Genomic DNA, 15,955 nt, shown 5'->3' on the forward strand with positions numbered 1-15,955 from the left:
GTCCCCTCCTGTTCAACTGGCGTCCATCGGCAAACTGACCGTTACCTCAGTCCCGATTCCCTTGCTGCTGTGAATGACCAGGCCGTATGGATCCCCGTACAGCAAGCGGAGCCGGGTATGAATATTTCGAAGGGCAATCCTTGTGTCTCCCATAGGATTGTCCGCTTGATTGCTCTTATCGATCGCATCCCTCACTTGAATCAACTCGTCCTCATCCATCCCGGCTCCATTATCCGTTATCGTTAAAACAAGCTTTCCATCCGCGATACGGGCGAGCACAACTACTGTCCCCCCGGCCGCTTTTCTTTCTATTCCATGGTAGATCGCATTTTCGACAAGAGGCTGCAAAATCAACTTCGGGATATATACGTTCAGCAGTTCGGCAGGCACATCTTTCTCGTAGTTGATCCTATCGCCATACCGGTATTTTTGGATCAGGAAAAAGGATTCGACAAACCGCAGTTCGTCCGAAAGCTTGTATGTTTCGTTATGGTTGCTTAGCGCCAGCCTAAAGGTTTCGCCGAACATGCCGATGATATCCGATGACTCTCTGTCGCCCTTAATAAGCAGCTTCATCCGAATGGATTCAAGGGTGTTGAATAAATAATGCGGATTGATTTGGCTCTGAAGCGTATGAATTTCCGCCTCCCTTGCCCTTGTTTCGATGATGCTGTTTTTGAGCTTTTCCTTCGTTACCTGGATTTCGGCTTCATAGACCTCATGAATCAGCGTGTGGATTCTTCCGGTCATTTCATTAAAGCTGTTATCCAGTATGCTGATCTCATCCGTACCCTCCGCTCCATCCGAAATCGTAAAGTTTCCACGTTTGACATTGCTTATTTTTCTTAGAAGCCTGCTTATTCTTCCCGTAATATTCCGCGATAAGAGGACCGTTAAAATTAAAGAAAACACAATACAGAGCAAGCAAAGAACCAAGCTTGTCATTCGGATATGCTGAATGCTTGAATGTACGGCTCCCGCCGGAATCATATAAACAATGCTCCAATTGTTTACGTTGATTGACGGATGATCGAGCTGCTTCCTGAGCACAATGTAATCGCTTTCTTCATACCGGGCAAATGAATATTCATCGCTGCCCTTCCTGTATTCGTCTTCCATTGCGACATCCTTCAAGCTTCTATAATTTTTATCATTTTCGGTAGAAAGGACGATATCGCCTTTGGCATCGCTTATGAATATTTTTTTCCCGCCTTCGAATTCCTTGGAAATAAGAGAAAACAACTCATCTTTTCTGAAAAAAACCGCAAGCACGGATTCCGGTTTATATTCGTTTGTCGTATCGTTAAACAGAAATCTGTAACTGCCCAAATACTCCTTATCGGACATTTTGATCGAATTTCCGGCTCCAGCCCACCTGATCGTGCCCCCTACCGGATTTGAAAGATCCGCCCATCCTTCCTTAACAAAATCATCCATGGAATTATTCGTAATCCTGGAAAATCCGATGGTAGAGTTTTTCGTATATACGCGAATGACCGATTCGGCATTTTTATAGCTCAACATGGACATCAGCGGCCTGATGAAAAGGTTGTAATCATTCAGGGCTTCAAAAGACGACGTATAGTTCGTATTCAAATATTTCGTAAACTGAAGATCGTTCGATAGCCCGTCGATCATATCGTAGTAAACTTTCAGCTTATTCGTTAAGTTTTCTTCAAGCTGGTCGACCGAAACCTTGGACAGCTCCAGGGAGCTTCTGAAAGATATCGAGCCGATACTCTGTGAGAGGAAATATTCCAGAGCCAAGATCGGAATAATCGTCACGATCAAGTAAATCAAAATAAACTTTTTCCAGAGCCTTATGTTATTCGAAATCATTCGCTTTGGAAACATTCCTCTCCCCCTCTATTTGGAATGCCTTTCACTCCCCTGCTTAAGCAATTGCGGCTGCAGGGCTTCGTCTTGCGGACGTCAACAAGCCCGCCACTCGCCAGGATCGGAGCTATTGCGGGCCGTTCATGGAATGTTACTGCCACCGTTTAGGCTGAACCACTCTTCGTTCGGATGAATAGAAACGCTTTCAACAATGTGAGGATAACGCCGCTGAACCCTTACAGTCAAGACATGGCACATTATTTGTCAGGATATTTGGGTTGGTATAATTATCCATACACAACTTACCCCCTCCAAATTTATATCCGATTCCTAAACTAGCATGATTAAATTGTCTGCTCGGATATCGACCCGAAATATTCTGAAACGACCTTGCGGAATTCCAGCGCAGCCTGCGAAATGTACCGACTCTTGTGCCATAGCAGAGCTATTTCCCGTACCAATTCGTGATTCTCTACTTGGAGATAGGTGATCGGTTCCCGTGAATTCCTTGCCGTGCTCGGTATGAAGGCTATGCCAATTTCCGCTTCCACTAGAGCGCTTAGCCTTGCAGGTTCATCTCCCTCATACACATATTTAGGTACAAATCCAGCCGATTTGCATACAGAGTCTACTAAATCGCGAGTACCGTAACCTCTCTTTACACCGACAAACCATTCATCCCTTAGTTCTGTCAAGGATACGCTACTTCGTTCTGCCAGCCGATGCCCCTTTGGAACAGCTACAAGGATGGGGTCGATGAACACGATTTGACATTCAATGTCATCCCCCTCAATAGGAGGTGAGGACAAGCAGAAGTTGACCTCTCCTCGTTGAAGAAGCGTAACCATTTCCTGTGTGGTCAGCATTTGCACATGAAATTGAATATGGGGGCGCTTTTTCCGAAACGTTCGAAGGATATGGGGTAATGTGCTTGCGGTAGTCACCGCCAATTCGAGTGTGCCCTGATCCGGGCCGGACAAATCGCTAAGCTCCTGCTTCCCCTGTTCCAATTCAAATAAAGCCCTTTCTGCACGGTGAAGGAATCTATTTCCGAACTCATTGAGTCGCAGCTTTCTCCCTGTTCGATCGAATAGAGGGACCCCAAGATCCTCCTCCAGACGTTGAATCGTTTTGCTAAGTGACGATTGAGTCACATGCAGAATTCGTGCAGCTTCGGTCATATGTTCCAATCGAGCTACCGCCAGAAAATATTGCAATTGAAGAAGTTCCATTTCGCACCCTCCATTCATTCCTTCAGATCAATGAAATCATAACATAGAATGCGTTGGAGTAAATATGCGATTTCAAATACGATATCCTCATAACACTATGGGAGGAATTCAAAATGAATGCTCGCAGCAGGTGGTTGATGATTTCCGTTGGACTGGGGATACTACTCAACCCATTAAATTCTTCGATGATTTCTGTTGCTATAACCAGGCTGCAAAATGTGTACCAACTTGACTTTACAGTTGTTTCCTGGATTATTTTTTCTTTCTACATTGCAAGTTGCATCGCTCAACCTGTCATGGGGAAAGCCAGTGATTTATTCGACCGCAAGAAGATTTTTCTTATCGGGCTTGTTGTAGCCTTCGTTGCTTCATTATTAGCTCCACTATCACCAAACTTTGGGTGGCTCATCGTGTTCCGCATCGTGCAATCCATCGGAACAAGCATGATGGTAGCCGTTGGAATGGCTCTAGTACGCATTCATATTACGGAGAAACAAGCGACTGCGCTGTCCGTTTTGTCCATATTCCTATCCGGAGCTGCAGCAATTGGACCCTTTATTGGCGGGGTCTTGATCCACTGGTGGGATTGGCCTGCTATCTTTTTTGTCAATATTCCGTTCGCGGCGGCGAGCTTACTGTTAGCTTGGAGGCATATTCCCAAGGACGAACCGTCAACATCCGTTACAAGGGGCATGTCCTTTCGTAAATGGTTGGAGTTGGTTGATGCGTCAGGGATCCTGCTATTCACAGTGGGCCTGGTTGCCCTGCTCATTGGCTTATTGTCAGCAAAATCATCTGGACATGTCTCAATAATAAGCGCCATTGTCGGGCTGATAGGGTTCGTACTGCTTGTGGCTTTCGTACGACATGAGTTAAAAGCGACGTCACCCTTTATTCCTTTGCGCACATTCGCCAAATATCCTGAGATGACTTGGGTCAATGTCCAATTCATGCTCGTTAACGTACTTTTTTACTCGATCTTTTTCGGGCTTCCGTCCTACTTGCAAATGGTACGTCATGTCAACGAATTCCATACAGGGATTCTCATGCTAAGCTTGGGTTTGTGCTCGCTCGTTGTTTCTCCATTAGCAGGACGATGGATCGATAAATCAGGACCCAGGCCGGCATTGTTACTGTCCGGCATACTGATGACACTGGGGTCAATATGGATCGTTACATTGAATCAAACTTCACCGGTTATAAGTGTGTGTTTAGCGTTAGCAGCATTCGGTATTAGCAACGGATTGAATAGTGTCGCTATGCAAGCCGCCTTGTTCAAAAGTTCTCCAAAAGAAATAATCGGTGTAGCATCCGGAATATTTCATACATCAAGATACCTTGGAACCATTCTCTCTTCCTTGTTGATAGGCATCGTAATGGGCGATATGTTCAGCTTCGGGGGATTTCGAGTGCTAGGAATTATCCTCACGGTCATTGCATTGTCCTTGGTATTCATGAGTCGGCGGCGCCGGGAGTCAGGGCAATTGCAAGAGTCGTAGGTTCCCTAAGACCATACCGGACTCGATGAGGGCAAGACACGACTGCAGAGCTTCCATGACGCGAAAGTCGAATACGCAGCTCAGTCATGGAACCACCGCTCGAAAAAGACATTCGTTTTCGGGTTCGAGAACATCATCTCGCTGCACTATTTTGGATTGGCCGACTACGAGTAACATGGAAAGAAGAACTCCCGGGATGAATGCCAGGAGTTCTTCTTTTTTCTGATGCACCGTTTTATCATGGTCCACCAACTAGCCATTGAAAGAAGCTAACGCAAAATTCAATTCCACGTCCTGCCCTTCGATAACCATCATCTTAAACGTTTGTTCGTTCATGGGAACCGTAATATCGGGAGTCGCTCCGCCTTGTCCGCGTTCATCGCTATCGCCTTGAATCGTTTTGTCTCGATTTAGGGACCTGCCATCCGGAAACCGCACGTCATATCCTCCCGGCATTTTTATTTCTATAGGAGCGGACACGACGCCGAACGAACCGTTCGTAGACGTAAAGCCGACAATCTTGACATTAGGCATTCCTTTTAAAAACAAAGGTAAGCCTTCCCCCGAGCTTGCGGTGTTATGATTAATGAGGACAGCGATTTTCCCTGGAAAGGTAATCCGCGAAGGATGAACGGTTCTGGTTTCGGCACGGTTGATTTCGAAACGTCCCGTATTCCGATTGTAGTAACTGACGTATTCAAAGATCTTTTTCTCGTTCACGAAATGTCCTGCCATTTGGGCAACAAGGTCATCGTCTCCGCCCGGATTATCCCGTAGATCGATGATTACTCCCTTTACGTGTTTCTCTAGAAACGCTTTTAATTGATCTTCCAGCGCTTGCGCGGGATCGGTTTGCGTTGTTCCGGGAAGGAAATATCTGATTTTAACGTAGCCGTATTCCTTCCGAAGGATCTCGCCTTCCACGGGAGGATCTTCTTTCTTCAGCTTTACCTTCGTTTTCTTCAAGGTCTCGTACTGATCGTCGTAGGCTGTAAGCATCGCAGTCATGATCGCTTGATCGTCCCGATTCCGATATTCGACTTGGATTTGTTTGCCGATCGGAGCTCTTGCCAAGAATCGTCCTTGATTTTGAATCCGGTCACCTTCGGTTGCCGACGGGTTCTCGCTCCAGGACGTTTGGTCCAATGCTTTCTGAACGTCTTTCCCATCCCACGAAATGATTTCGGCTCCGAGCTTGATTCCGCTTTTGTCGGCCGGGCTACCCGCTAACAGCAAGCTAACCAACACCTTGCCGTTATCCAATCGAACCGCGCTAATACCGACTCCGCCGCCAACCTCATTCTTAAACGTGCTATTATCGTCGTACAGATTTTCGTTCGCGATTTTGATATGACCATCACGGAAAGAGAAGAGATAATCCCTTAAAGCTTTATAGTAGAGGTTCGGATCTTGGTTGATTTCCGCTTGGAGGAATAGAGGCTCGTATTTATTTCTCTGTGCTTCCCAATCGATTTTTTTCCAGTCTCCGAAAGGATATTCGACGGACAATCTTTCGTTCATCGCGATGAACGCTTTGGAATAGCTCTTATGGCTTAAATCGCTCACCGGATTGTATCGAATTTCACCCGCACTGGATAATGCCAATAGCGTAGGCAGGGAACCGATGACGCAAACGATAACCATGACGATCCGAAATTTCGGGGACATCGGTTTAATGGCCCTTTTGAAGATTCGTCTAATGGTGCATAAGAAAAGGATGACCGTAGAGGAGTAAACCAGAAGAGCCAGTATAGAGGCATCGCCATTAATAAGGCTTATAACCGCAATGATTACACCAACGCTCGGTATAAAATCAAACCACCGGTTATTTTGGAGGAGGGGCAAAGCATACCTCAGTAAGACGAGCAAGTTTAGCGCACATAAAATCATTGTCCAGACAGTCAACCATTTCAATGAATCCATAACATCTTGAATAAAGTTCATCGTTCTTATTCCTCCGATCGGTTCAATGTGTTTCGCAATGAGCTTATCGGAGAAATATGAACGGAGCGTGAACTCATTTATTAAAGGCGGAACCGGAAGGTGGGACAGCGGGGAGCGTCACGGTGAACGTTGTGCCCAGACCGACCGTACTTTTCACTTCTATGCTTCCGTGATGGAGAGCAACGATTTTTTGGGAGATGGCAAGACCGAGACCATTGCCGTTCCGGTCTTCGGCCCGCGACTTGTCCACTTTGTAAAAGCGCTCGAAAATAGGGCTTACATCCTCCGGCGCTATGCCGATCCCGGAATCGCTTATCGCAACGGCAATCTCATGAGGATGAGGTCGGCTGATCGCGATGAGGATTTGTCCTGCGTGGGGCGTGAACTTGATGGCATTCCCGAGCAAATTCATCCAAACCTGATTGAGTTGATCCCGGTCGGCCGTTATTCTGACGCCCGCACCCGAAGGGAACGCTATATCGACGTGAATGTTTTTGGCCGACCACTGGGACTCGCACGCGACGATGACTCGCCGAATTTGTTCATCGAGGGTAAACGATTCCGTCTCGAACGGATGATGATCCGATTCGAGGGAAGTTAACTTCAGCAGATTATCGCTTAGTCTGGACAACCTGTCGCTCTCGGTAACGATAATATCCAAGTATTGGACGCGATCGTCCTCTGCAATAACCAAATTGCCATCCTTCAACGCCTTCGCGAATCCGGAGATGGAAGTTAACGGCGATTGGATTTCATGAGACACGTTCGATACGAAATCCTGCCGCATCCGCTCCATTTGCTTGATTTCTCGGGCCATGTCGTTAATGCTCCGCGAGAGAGTTCCCAGCTCGTCTCCGCGATTGATTTTCAACTCAACCTCGAAGTCGCCTTTGGCCAGCCGCTTAGTTGCATCCGTCATCGCTTGAAGAGGCTTCACCAGGTATCTGCCGGCAATGAGAATGCACAAGCTTCCGATCGCGAGCATGAGGAACAGAATGGCGAATAACAAACGGATGATCGTGATTTCGTTCTTGGAAGAGCTCTGCAAAAATATGGCATAACGTTTTCCTTCGGATGAAAACGGAATGCCGACGAACGTTTCTTTATCCTTTCTTTGCGAACGGTACAACTCTCCTCCCAGCACCTTGCGAACGGATTCCGGGTTGATCGCTTCGGCCTTCTTGCCCTTGGTCGGTACATAGGCGTTCACCCCGCCATTGCCGTCGTAAAGCAGCAAAGTATAGGAAACCATTTCGGCCATATTTTCCATGAAAGCTTCCAAATCCGGAGGATTCGTTTGTTCGTACACGCGTATCATACGAACCCCGATCGCCATCATATCGTTTTTCCCCGTATCGTTTAGATCATTCTGGAATAGAGCAAGGGCGAGGAGAAGGGATGAGATCAAGCTGATTACGATCACGGCCAGAAAAGTCAGCACGACGCGAACGTATAACGTTTTCATCCCGGATTCACCGCCAGCCGATAACCGACGCTTCGTGCCGTTTCAATGCGAAAATGGCGGACGTCCCCGGCAAAGCGTTCCCGTAGCCGCTTGATATGAACGTCGACGGTCCGGTCGTCGCCTTCGTAATCCATGCCCCAAATCTGTGTGATCAGCTGCTCTCTCGTAAAAATCTGCCCCGGGTGGCCGGCAAGCATGAACAGCAGTTCGAATTCTTTCAGAGGCAGAACCAATTCCTCGTCTCCCCGCATGACTTTATACGTTTTGCGGTTCAGCACGATTTCACCCAACGGGATGACCTGGGAGGAGACAATACGATATCGCTTCAGTAACGCTTTAACCCTCATCACAAGCTCAACCGGATCGAACGGCTTCGTCATATAATCGTCGGTCCCGAGCTGGAAGCCTTTTATTTTCTGACTTGATTCGCCCTTGGCCGTTACCATCAGAAGCGGAATGTCGGGATCGCTTTTCCGAATCTCTTTGCACAAATCCCATCCGTCCATATGCGGCATCATAATGTCGAGGATGACCAGATCGATTCCCGAACTTTTGACGATGGCATGCGCATCGTTGCCGTTGTCCGCTTCGCTCAGATCGAACCCTTCATTCTTCAAGTAAAGGCGCATCAGGGCGCGAATGTGCGGATCGTCGTCCACGATAAGAATTTTGACCATGTATACAATCCTCCAATGGAAGCTATTGCCTGTCTGGGGTCACTAATTGATTATCGAGCTCTCGTTTCCGTTAGCGGAACGAAAGACCCCGGAAATATTCAAGGTCTACGTTGACCCACAGAGCGTGTCGATATGATGCTTTGGAGTAAATTTTTGCTCTCCAGATCCTTGGGACGTGCTGTCCTGCCTATTTGCTCATACACCACCTTTTCTTCCAACAATTGGTGCGGGCTCAATACACATGCTGATATGCCGCAAAGCTCGAAACGCTGCGATGGCAATGCATCGGGTCTCCATACCCACTCGGGTAAGTCGTGCGGGATGATGTGTCCGTTAATTCCTCGTGTGAGATATAAAAACTGGATGTCCACTTCACCCTTGCGGAAATCTGACTGTCTCTTGCTCACTGGTATGTGCTCAAACCCTGCCTCCACTAGCGATTGTTCGAGTCTTCCTTGATGCCGTTTCCAAGTAACTAGATCTATGTCCTCGTGAGTCCGGGTAATCCGTCCAAGCAGAAAATCTATCGCCCAACCGCCGCGCAACCAGAAACGTCCGTGGAGGGATGAAAATATATCAGCTATCTCACCAAGTATTTTTAATTGAGATTGGGTTTGATCGTCTAATCCCGTGAATTTTTGCTGCGACATTTGCAGGAACCTCCTGTAAACAACTTAACGAAATTGACTGGAGCTATTCGTTTTTATTTCTTATCATAAGTTCTTTTATTTCTCGCAATTCTTTTAATATTTCTTTTGAATATTGAGTGCTTTTAGAATTATCTATGCCTACTTTAATAATTAGTGCTCCCACCAACAAATAAATGATTAACATAATAATCATGCCCATCTAATCCCATTCCTTTCTATAATACCCTGTGCTTTTAATAATTTTAATACTTCTAATGAGGAAGGAAATAGCTCAAAGTCGCGAGGATGAACGAAATGACCGGTCCCACCTATGGTTCCGTCACGATCTACAAAAACAGCTTGAAGTGTCTGAAAAATAATCCCCCTATAACAAGTATCATCCATAATATGGGGTTCGACAAATCGTTAAGTTATCCTGCCCGTCAAAGCGCAGCGAGGCTGCCGATCCACTTCGGCAGCCTCGTCAGAGTTTCATATGAAGTTCTTGCTTCCAATAGTTTAATGTCTAACTTCAGATGCTAGCAGCCAAACCATTCACCCTTCGGACAAATGCTAAAGCTTTTTTATCAGATACTTTGGCGATTCTTCAAAGTTTTGCCGGAAGTAAAAACGGTGTGCATCCGTTCTTCCAGAATGGCAATGGACTTCGATTCTGTCGCAATGTCGTTCCGATGCCAGCTTGACGCAAAATTGCTCAAGCTCCTTTCCAATTCCCTTACTTCTGATTCTGTGATCGACTGAAAAATAGCTGATTCGCGCAAAATCGCCTTCCAACGCCAGTTGAGGGATAAAATGAATGGAGAGGACGGCAACCGCTTTCCCTTCCAATTCATACACCAATAATTCCTCATCCGGAAGTTCAATCAATTGTTTGATTCTCCCCGGCATAAATGATTTCGTATCCGGATAACCCAACTGATCCATAAGTTCGGAAATTTCTCTCCAATCTTCGACTTTTGCCCTTCTAATTCCCATGTCCGGCATCCCCCCGCATACAAATTTCTGATTGATTAGCAATCATTTATTTATTGGGCTATCTTATCTTGTTAACAAGTAGCGGTTGTAATCCCTGTGTAAAATAGAAACAAATTTTTCGTAAATTTTAATTAAACAACCAACCATTAGAATCTCGCGGCCGCCTTGTGGAGTAGTTTACCGAGCTCTCGTTTCCGAGGGAGTTCAATAAAAGCTTGTACGAACAACATTATCCATAATCCTCCCCCAATCAAGCTATCACATCTAGGCAAATTCCTGAATACTATGTATTCAAAAATTAACTTCTAGGGGAATAAATATGGTTAACGCCTCTTCAGCCTCTTCACTATCTCAATCCACAATGGTTTCATTCATCAGGAATGGGCTACCCAAAACTACTTCTCCGAAACGCATCGTTATCGTCGGCGCGGGGATGGCAGGATTGGTTTCGGCCTCTTTGCTTAAAGATGCAGGACATCAGGTAACGATACTCGAAGCCTCCGACCGGGTAGGAGGCCGTGTCTTCACGCTTCGTTCTCCTTTTATTAATGATCAGTTTATTGAGGCGGGTGCAATGAGAATTCCTAGTACCCATCAATTAACTTTGGAATACATCTCGAAATTTCGCTTGCCCCTTAATGAATTTATTAACACGACTCCTAATGATCTGCTATATGTGAACGGTGTAAAAACACGCCGTTGGATTTACGAAAAAGATCCCAACATTCTTCGCTTTCCTTTAGCTCCGCATGAAAGAGGGAAGACGGCTGAAGAATTAGCCCAACGTGCAGTAAAGCCAATAATGGACTATATTAATCAAGATCCTGAAAAGCATTGGCCGATTGTAATCAAAGAACTTGATAAATATTCGATGGAACTTTTTATGCGCAACAACCCGGTAGGCCCATCATTGTCTGCCGCTGCGGTAAATATGATCAATGTGATGACCGGTTTTGAAGGATTCCCTGAGCTTTCATTTTTGGAAATCTTACGTGACTTTATCCTCCTCACGCCTACTACCCGGTTTTATGAAATCTCAGGCGGGTTTGACAAACTACCCCGTTCATTCCTTCCACATTTAAAAGAGAATATTCATTTCAACAGCAGGATGACCAAAATTATCCATAACGGCAACCATGTAACGATCGCCGGCGTACAGACCCAAACTACGGAGCCGTTTCAGGTAACGGCTGATCTTGCAATCATTACCGTTCCTTTTTCCGTGCTGCAACTAGTCGAAGTAGAACCGAATAATTTGTTCTCTTATCATAAATGGACTGCCATTCGTCAGCTTCACTATGTCTCCTCCACAAAAATAGGCATCCAATTTTCGCATAGGTTCTGGGAAGAAAATGGTTTGTATGGCGGTCAGACCGTTACCGACTTGCCTATTCGACTTTCTTACTACCCCAGTCATCATTCCGGAGGACCAGGCGGTGTTGTTTTGGCAAGTTATACGTGGGAAGATGACTCGCTGCCTTGGATTAACATGTCAAATGAAGAACAAGTAATGAAGGCACTAAACATCATGGCTGACATCCACGGCGATGTCGTGTACAAAACATTTGTCACAGGAGTCGCTCATAATTGGGATCTGTCCCCCTTTGCAGCCGGTGCCTTCACAATGTTTAAACCATTTCAGGAAACTGAACTATCTCCATACATCTCTATTCCAGAGGGAAGCGTATATTTCGCAGGTGAGCATGCTTCTGATTATCATGGTTGGATTCAGGGGGCGATACAATCTGCCATTCGTGCGGCAGCTGAGATCAACACAACTCCTATGTAACTACTATTCGTAACCATTCTATGTGAAAAAACATCCGTGCTCAAGATTTGCAAATCTTGAGCGCGTTCAAAACAAAAAATCCGCGATTTACGCGGATCCGATATGACCCCGAGCTCCCGACCGTTATGGTCGGCGCTACGCAATGGGTCGCCCCCGTCGATCACGGAGGCATTATTGCTTTAGCGATTACCTGATTTACGGGGTGACCGTCGTGGTCGGCGGCGGTGCCGTTGTAGTCGTAGTTGGCGGCGGCGCCATTGTCGTTGTTACAGGCGGGGGTACCGGTGCAGGATTAATTCCCATTATTAATTCCTCCTAATCGATGGTTGCTGAACATGTGAAACCGGACTAAAACAGGACTCCAAATTCCGTCATATACCAGTCATCATCATATTGTCGACGCGAAAAATAGTTCCGGCGTTGTTCCAACACATCGCTTTTCAGCACTAAAGCCTCGATCTTTTCCGGATCGGAATACTTGATCAGTTTTTTGCATTTGGCAATACGCTCTTCTTTAAAGTGACTGTAAGCCATGCGTATGAAATTATAATCTACGTCCTCCCATGTCAGTTTAAACGGCGGATTGTCTGAGCGGAAAACATGCAGAATGTTAACGTTCGGCACAACATAGCATTTATAGCCGAACAACCATAATTTAAGCGAGATTTCCTCGTCCTCTCTGCCCCAAACCTTGAAGCCTTTATCAAAACCCCCGACATCGAAAAAAACGTTCCTGGATATCGCGAAACAACCCCCTGCCAAGTGGGACGACGGAAAAAGGGAAGACTGCCAGCGGTTCCATCTGGGCTCCAACTGTTCCGTCCAACGATATCCGTAACCCGCATTTCCCGGATTGGTGGCATCGCCAATACCCGGATTCACAGCATCGGCTTTCCCGATTCGAATCGGTTCAAGAAGGCGGTCAATCCATAGATCTTCGAAAAAAAGATGGGCATCGCAGAAAATCAAGTAATCGCCTGCGGACAGTCCGGCTCCGCAATTGCGGGCCATAGCCACTCCGAGTCCCCCGGCAGATCGGATCAGCTTGATTGGAAATCCCTGCTCTGAAGTTTCGAGGAAATCACAGCAATGATCCGTTGAGCCGTCATCGACGACAACGATTTCAAACGGATACTCCGTTTTAACCTCCAATGCCGACTCGACGGTACGACATAGATGGGTTCCTTCGTTCTTGACGGGAATAATCAACGATACCAAAGGCATGTTCCCCTTAAACATCTCATTCCCCCCAACGCGATGATGGTTTCAAAACTGTTAATTATCTCTATTCCATACAAAGCGGCTGCGGTTTGGGTTACAGCCCCATTTTCAAAAAAATGGGTATGTTAACGATTCGTCACGATGCTACTCGTAGAGCGCTACTTTCTCTTGGGTAAATCCTGCGAGTGATCTGGCATATTCAAAAGGTCTTGCAATCACTCTGTAATACATATGCGGGTCTTCGTTCAGTACGGCTATCTCAGGCTGTTGTCTGCTGTTCATTTCAAGAAGCCACACCTTTAAATGCGGATCTACAACAACGTCAATTCCCAAGTCTCCGTAAATGCCATAGTATTTCTCTAACACCAGACAAGCTTGCCTGCAGATGGAGATCATTTCTTGTTCTTTTTTTCTTGCTTGATCATCATCCAATTGAAAAGTATCCCGGAGCGTATGGCTTGCGAGCTGAATGGAGCTGATATCATTGGTGTACACTCTTCCCTCTCTGCCAAACCGTGCGACAATCCCGGAGCACTCCCATTTTTCGCTTGCATCTTTTTGCATGATCACCCGGAAGTCAATATTCTTATTGTGGCGGGTGAAAGCGACAGACTGCTGGATGATATACGGATAGGTAGCCTTCATCCGGCCAATGCGCTTTTTTACCGACATTTTCTTGGTAATGAAAGACTTGGTCCCTTTCCGATAAATAAATAGATATCCTCGTTTTGTCTTATCCACCCTTCTAATACCTTTTCCGAATGAGCCATTGACCGGCTTCAAATAGACAGACCCGTGCAAGTCCAGCATGTTATCGAGGCTCTGCAAATTGGTTAACGAGATGGTATGCGGAAGATGTTCGCGAACCAAAGGATCCGAGGATAAAATCGTCCTAAAGTCCCATTTGTTTACATAAACCGAGTTGAACACTTTGTGGCTTATATGATTAGCTAAATCGTCATACAGTCTGTTCTTTCTCAATCCAACTCTCCGATAGACCGCTGAAGGGTAAGGAAATATTCCTTTTTTCCACGGATTTTTCCCTTCTTTAGCCAAGTCCTGATTATAGTAGTATCCTTGGACGGTTTTATGGACCGGATTAATACCTTTTACAGAACAGATATAGACAAGTCCTTTAATCCCCTGATTATTTGCAAAATAACGCCGATAATAATGCATTAATCTTTCCGTAAGCTTTTGCTTGGAAACCATAAATGCAATCACGGGTCCGATATACATATGGGATCCTTCCATGTAGAACTCGAAAGGAATGGCGTCCGGCAAGGTAAATTCCTTCATTAACCTTTCAGGCAGAACGATTGTATGGTCTTGAATTTGTTCATCAAATCTTACATTCGCCTTTTTTTGCCAAGCTCCAAAATGAACGGTTATCGGTTGAGAGACTTCGCCTAAATGATCGATCCATCGTGTAGAAAGCAGGATTTGATCGGGGTTAAGTGTCGGATTCCATTCTATATGCATTCGTCCCGCATCCTTCCAGTAGATTTTTGTATCAATATATTAGCTGAGCTCCGGCAGAGTACAGACTAACGTTTAGGTTTGTAATTTTATTACTGCTCCAAAACGATTCATGCAGTGGTTTCCCCAATCTTCTGGTTATATGGCATCAACGTCCAACCGTCCATAACCGGCATCATAATATTGAGCACGACAAGATCGACATGCGCTGAGGCATATACGGCCAGCGCTTCCTTGCTTCCGCTAAATCAGACAAGCCCCTGCTGGAGATAGTGATGAAGCTTAGCGCTTGCATGTTTCAACGGATATTCCGATGTTTTACAGAGGATTCCGAACGTCATATCGATAAGGCCGCCGCTCATAGCCCTAGCCGTTGTACCTGTAGGAACGGGATCTACAAGAATTTTTGGCACAAGAGCTATGCCTAATCCGCTTTCCACATAGTATTTCAAAGCCGTCATACTCCCAATCTCCATTGTGTCTAAAGGAAGGTGCCCAGACTCCTGCAACACCATTTCAACCTTTTTACGGTATGGACAGGTAGCTGATGTAATGAGCAGACGGTGCCCACGAATATCATCCGGTGCAACAATCGCCTTTTCGGCAAGCGGGTGGTTTTCCTGCATCAATAAAGTAAATTCTTCCTTCAGTAATGGTTCAAAATAGAGCTCATCTCCTAGATCCGGTGCCGAACAAAGAGCAAAATCAATCTCTCCTTTGAGCAGTCGCTCTCTCAACACAGGCGTGTTCGCAACGTCCACCGAGACACGAATTTTTGGGAAATCAGAGATAAACCTCTTCAGAATATGTGGGAATCGGTAACTGGCAGTCGGCTCCGTCACCCCTATACGAATATATCCTGCCTCTCCTAGCTGCAAATCCGCCAAATTCGTTTGCAATAGCTCCATGCTCTTTACAATTTGCATACCTTGTTCGTAAAATAGCCTTCCGGCTTCTGTTAACCGGATTTTTTTTCCGCGCTCGATAAGCTGAACACCCAGCTCAGATTCAAGTTTTTGGATTTGCATCGTGACGGTGGATTGCACATAATTCATTTCTTCGGCAGCACGGTTAAAACTACCGTACTTGACGATCAGTTGAAACGTTTTTAATGTTTTAAGGTCCATCGAACCGCCCCCCATGTTATGGTTCATTTTTTTTGAACATTTCAATCATTTAATTCAATTG

Annotated in this window: 13 protein-coding genes and 1 pseudogene; 2 read left to right on the forward strand and 12 right to left on the reverse strand. The window is 45.9% G+C overall.

Features of this window, described 5'->3' with window-relative positions; genetic code table 11:
* Positions 1 to 12: 12 nt before the first annotated feature.
* Together ACKGJP_RS19780 and ACKGJP_RS19785 are read right to left on the reverse strand one after the other, a co-directional pair.
* On the reverse strand, positions 13 to 1,854 hold the full coding sequence (locus tag ACKGJP_RS19780; RefSeq protein WP_409340538.1) for a sensor histidine kinase: 1,842 nt from the start codon (positions 1,852 to 1,854) through the stop codon (positions 13 to 15).
* Between the two features lie 326 nt (positions 1,855 to 2,180).
* Entirely contained in the window at positions 2,181 to 3,068 is an 888-nt protein-coding gene (locus tag ACKGJP_RS19785) for a LysR family transcriptional regulator (protein WP_409340539.1), read from the reverse strand.
* A 113-nt stretch (positions 3,069 to 3,181) separates the two neighbouring features.
* On the opposite strand from ACKGJP_RS19785, the gene ACKGJP_RS19790 reads away from it, so the two are divergent.
* A complete protein-coding gene (locus ACKGJP_RS19790) occupies positions 3,182 to 4,567 on the forward strand; it encodes an MFS transporter (RefSeq protein WP_409340540.1) in 1,386 nt (461 codons plus the stop codon).
* 252 nt (positions 4,568 to 4,819) lie between these two features.
* Here the strand turns inward: ACKGJP_RS19790 and ACKGJP_RS19795 are convergent, their stop codons facing one another.
* The 6 genes from ACKGJP_RS19795 to ACKGJP_RS19820 form a co-directional block, all read right to left on the reverse strand.
* Positions 4,820 to 6,235, reverse strand: coding sequence for a S41 family peptidase (locus tag ACKGJP_RS19795; protein WP_409340541.1), 1,416 nt, complete (start codon positions 6,233 to 6,235; stop codon positions 4,820 to 4,822).
* 349 nt (positions 6,236 to 6,584) lie between these two features.
* The gene (locus ACKGJP_RS19800; RefSeq protein ID WP_409340542.1) at positions 6,585 to 7,976 is read right to left on the reverse strand and encodes a sensor histidine kinase; all 1,392 of its coding nucleotides are present in this window, start codon (positions 7,974 to 7,976) and stop codon (positions 6,585 to 6,587) included.
* Complete coding sequence (locus tag ACKGJP_RS19805; protein ID WP_409340543.1) at positions 7,973 to 8,653, reverse strand: response regulator transcription factor; 681 nt, start codon at positions 8,651 to 8,653, stop codon at positions 7,973 to 7,975. The genes ACKGJP_RS19800 and ACKGJP_RS19805 overlap by 4 nt, the downstream gene beginning before the upstream one ends.
* Before the next feature lie 98 nt (positions 8,654 to 8,751).
* Positions 8,752 to 9,303, reverse strand: coding sequence for a nucleotidyltransferase domain-containing protein (locus ACKGJP_RS19810; RefSeq protein ID WP_409340544.1), 552 nt, complete (start codon positions 9,301 to 9,303; stop codon positions 8,752 to 8,754).
* Between the two features lie 43 nt (positions 9,304 to 9,346).
* Positions 9,347 to 9,502: a hypothetical protein gene (locus ACKGJP_RS19815; RefSeq protein ID WP_409340545.1), complete on the reverse strand. Its 156-nt coding sequence runs from the start codon at positions 9,500 to 9,502 to the stop codon at positions 9,347 to 9,349.
* Positions 9,503 to 9,855: 353 nt separating this feature from the next.
* Entirely contained in the window at positions 9,856 to 10,278 is a 423-nt protein-coding gene (locus ACKGJP_RS19820) for a GNAT family N-acetyltransferase (protein ID WP_409340546.1), read from the reverse strand.
* Positions 10,279 to 10,597: 319 nt separating this feature from the next.
* Here ACKGJP_RS19820 and ACKGJP_RS19825 point away from each other — a divergent pair, with 319 nt between their 5' ends.
* A complete protein-coding gene (locus ACKGJP_RS19825; RefSeq protein ID WP_409340547.1) occupies positions 10,598 to 12,067 on the forward strand; it encodes a flavin monoamine oxidase family protein in 1,470 nt (489 codons plus the stop codon).
* A 348-nt stretch (positions 12,068 to 12,415) separates the two neighbouring features.
* Here the strand turns inward: ACKGJP_RS19825 and ACKGJP_RS19830 are convergent, their stop codons facing one another.
* The 4 genes and pseudogenes from ACKGJP_RS19830 to ACKGJP_RS19845 form a co-directional block, all read right to left on the reverse strand.
* Positions 12,416 to 13,306, reverse strand: coding sequence for a glycosyltransferase (locus tag ACKGJP_RS19830; RefSeq protein WP_409340548.1), 891 nt, complete (start codon positions 13,304 to 13,306; stop codon positions 12,416 to 12,418).
* A gap of 126 nt (positions 13,307 to 13,432) precedes the next feature.
* The gene (locus ACKGJP_RS19835) at positions 13,433 to 14,770 is read right to left on the reverse strand and encodes a YheC/YheD family protein (RefSeq protein ID WP_409340549.1); all 1,338 of its coding nucleotides are present in this window, start codon (positions 14,768 to 14,770) and stop codon (positions 13,433 to 13,435) included.
* A 146-nt stretch (positions 14,771 to 14,916) separates the two neighbouring features.
* Positions 14,917 to 15,003: pseudogene (locus tag ACKGJP_RS19840) on the reverse strand (DNA-binding response regulator); the annotation flags it as partial.
* A 12-nt stretch (positions 15,004 to 15,015) separates the two neighbouring features.
* Positions 15,016 to 15,894, reverse strand: coding sequence for a LysR family transcriptional regulator (locus ACKGJP_RS19845; protein ID WP_409340550.1), 879 nt, complete (start codon positions 15,892 to 15,894; stop codon positions 15,016 to 15,018).
* Positions 15,895 to 15,955 lie beyond the last annotated feature (61 nt).

Source organism: Paenibacillus litoralis (assembly GCF_046244365.1).
GTDB lineage: Bacteria > Bacillota > Bacilli > Paenibacillales > NBRC-103111 > Paenibacillus_V.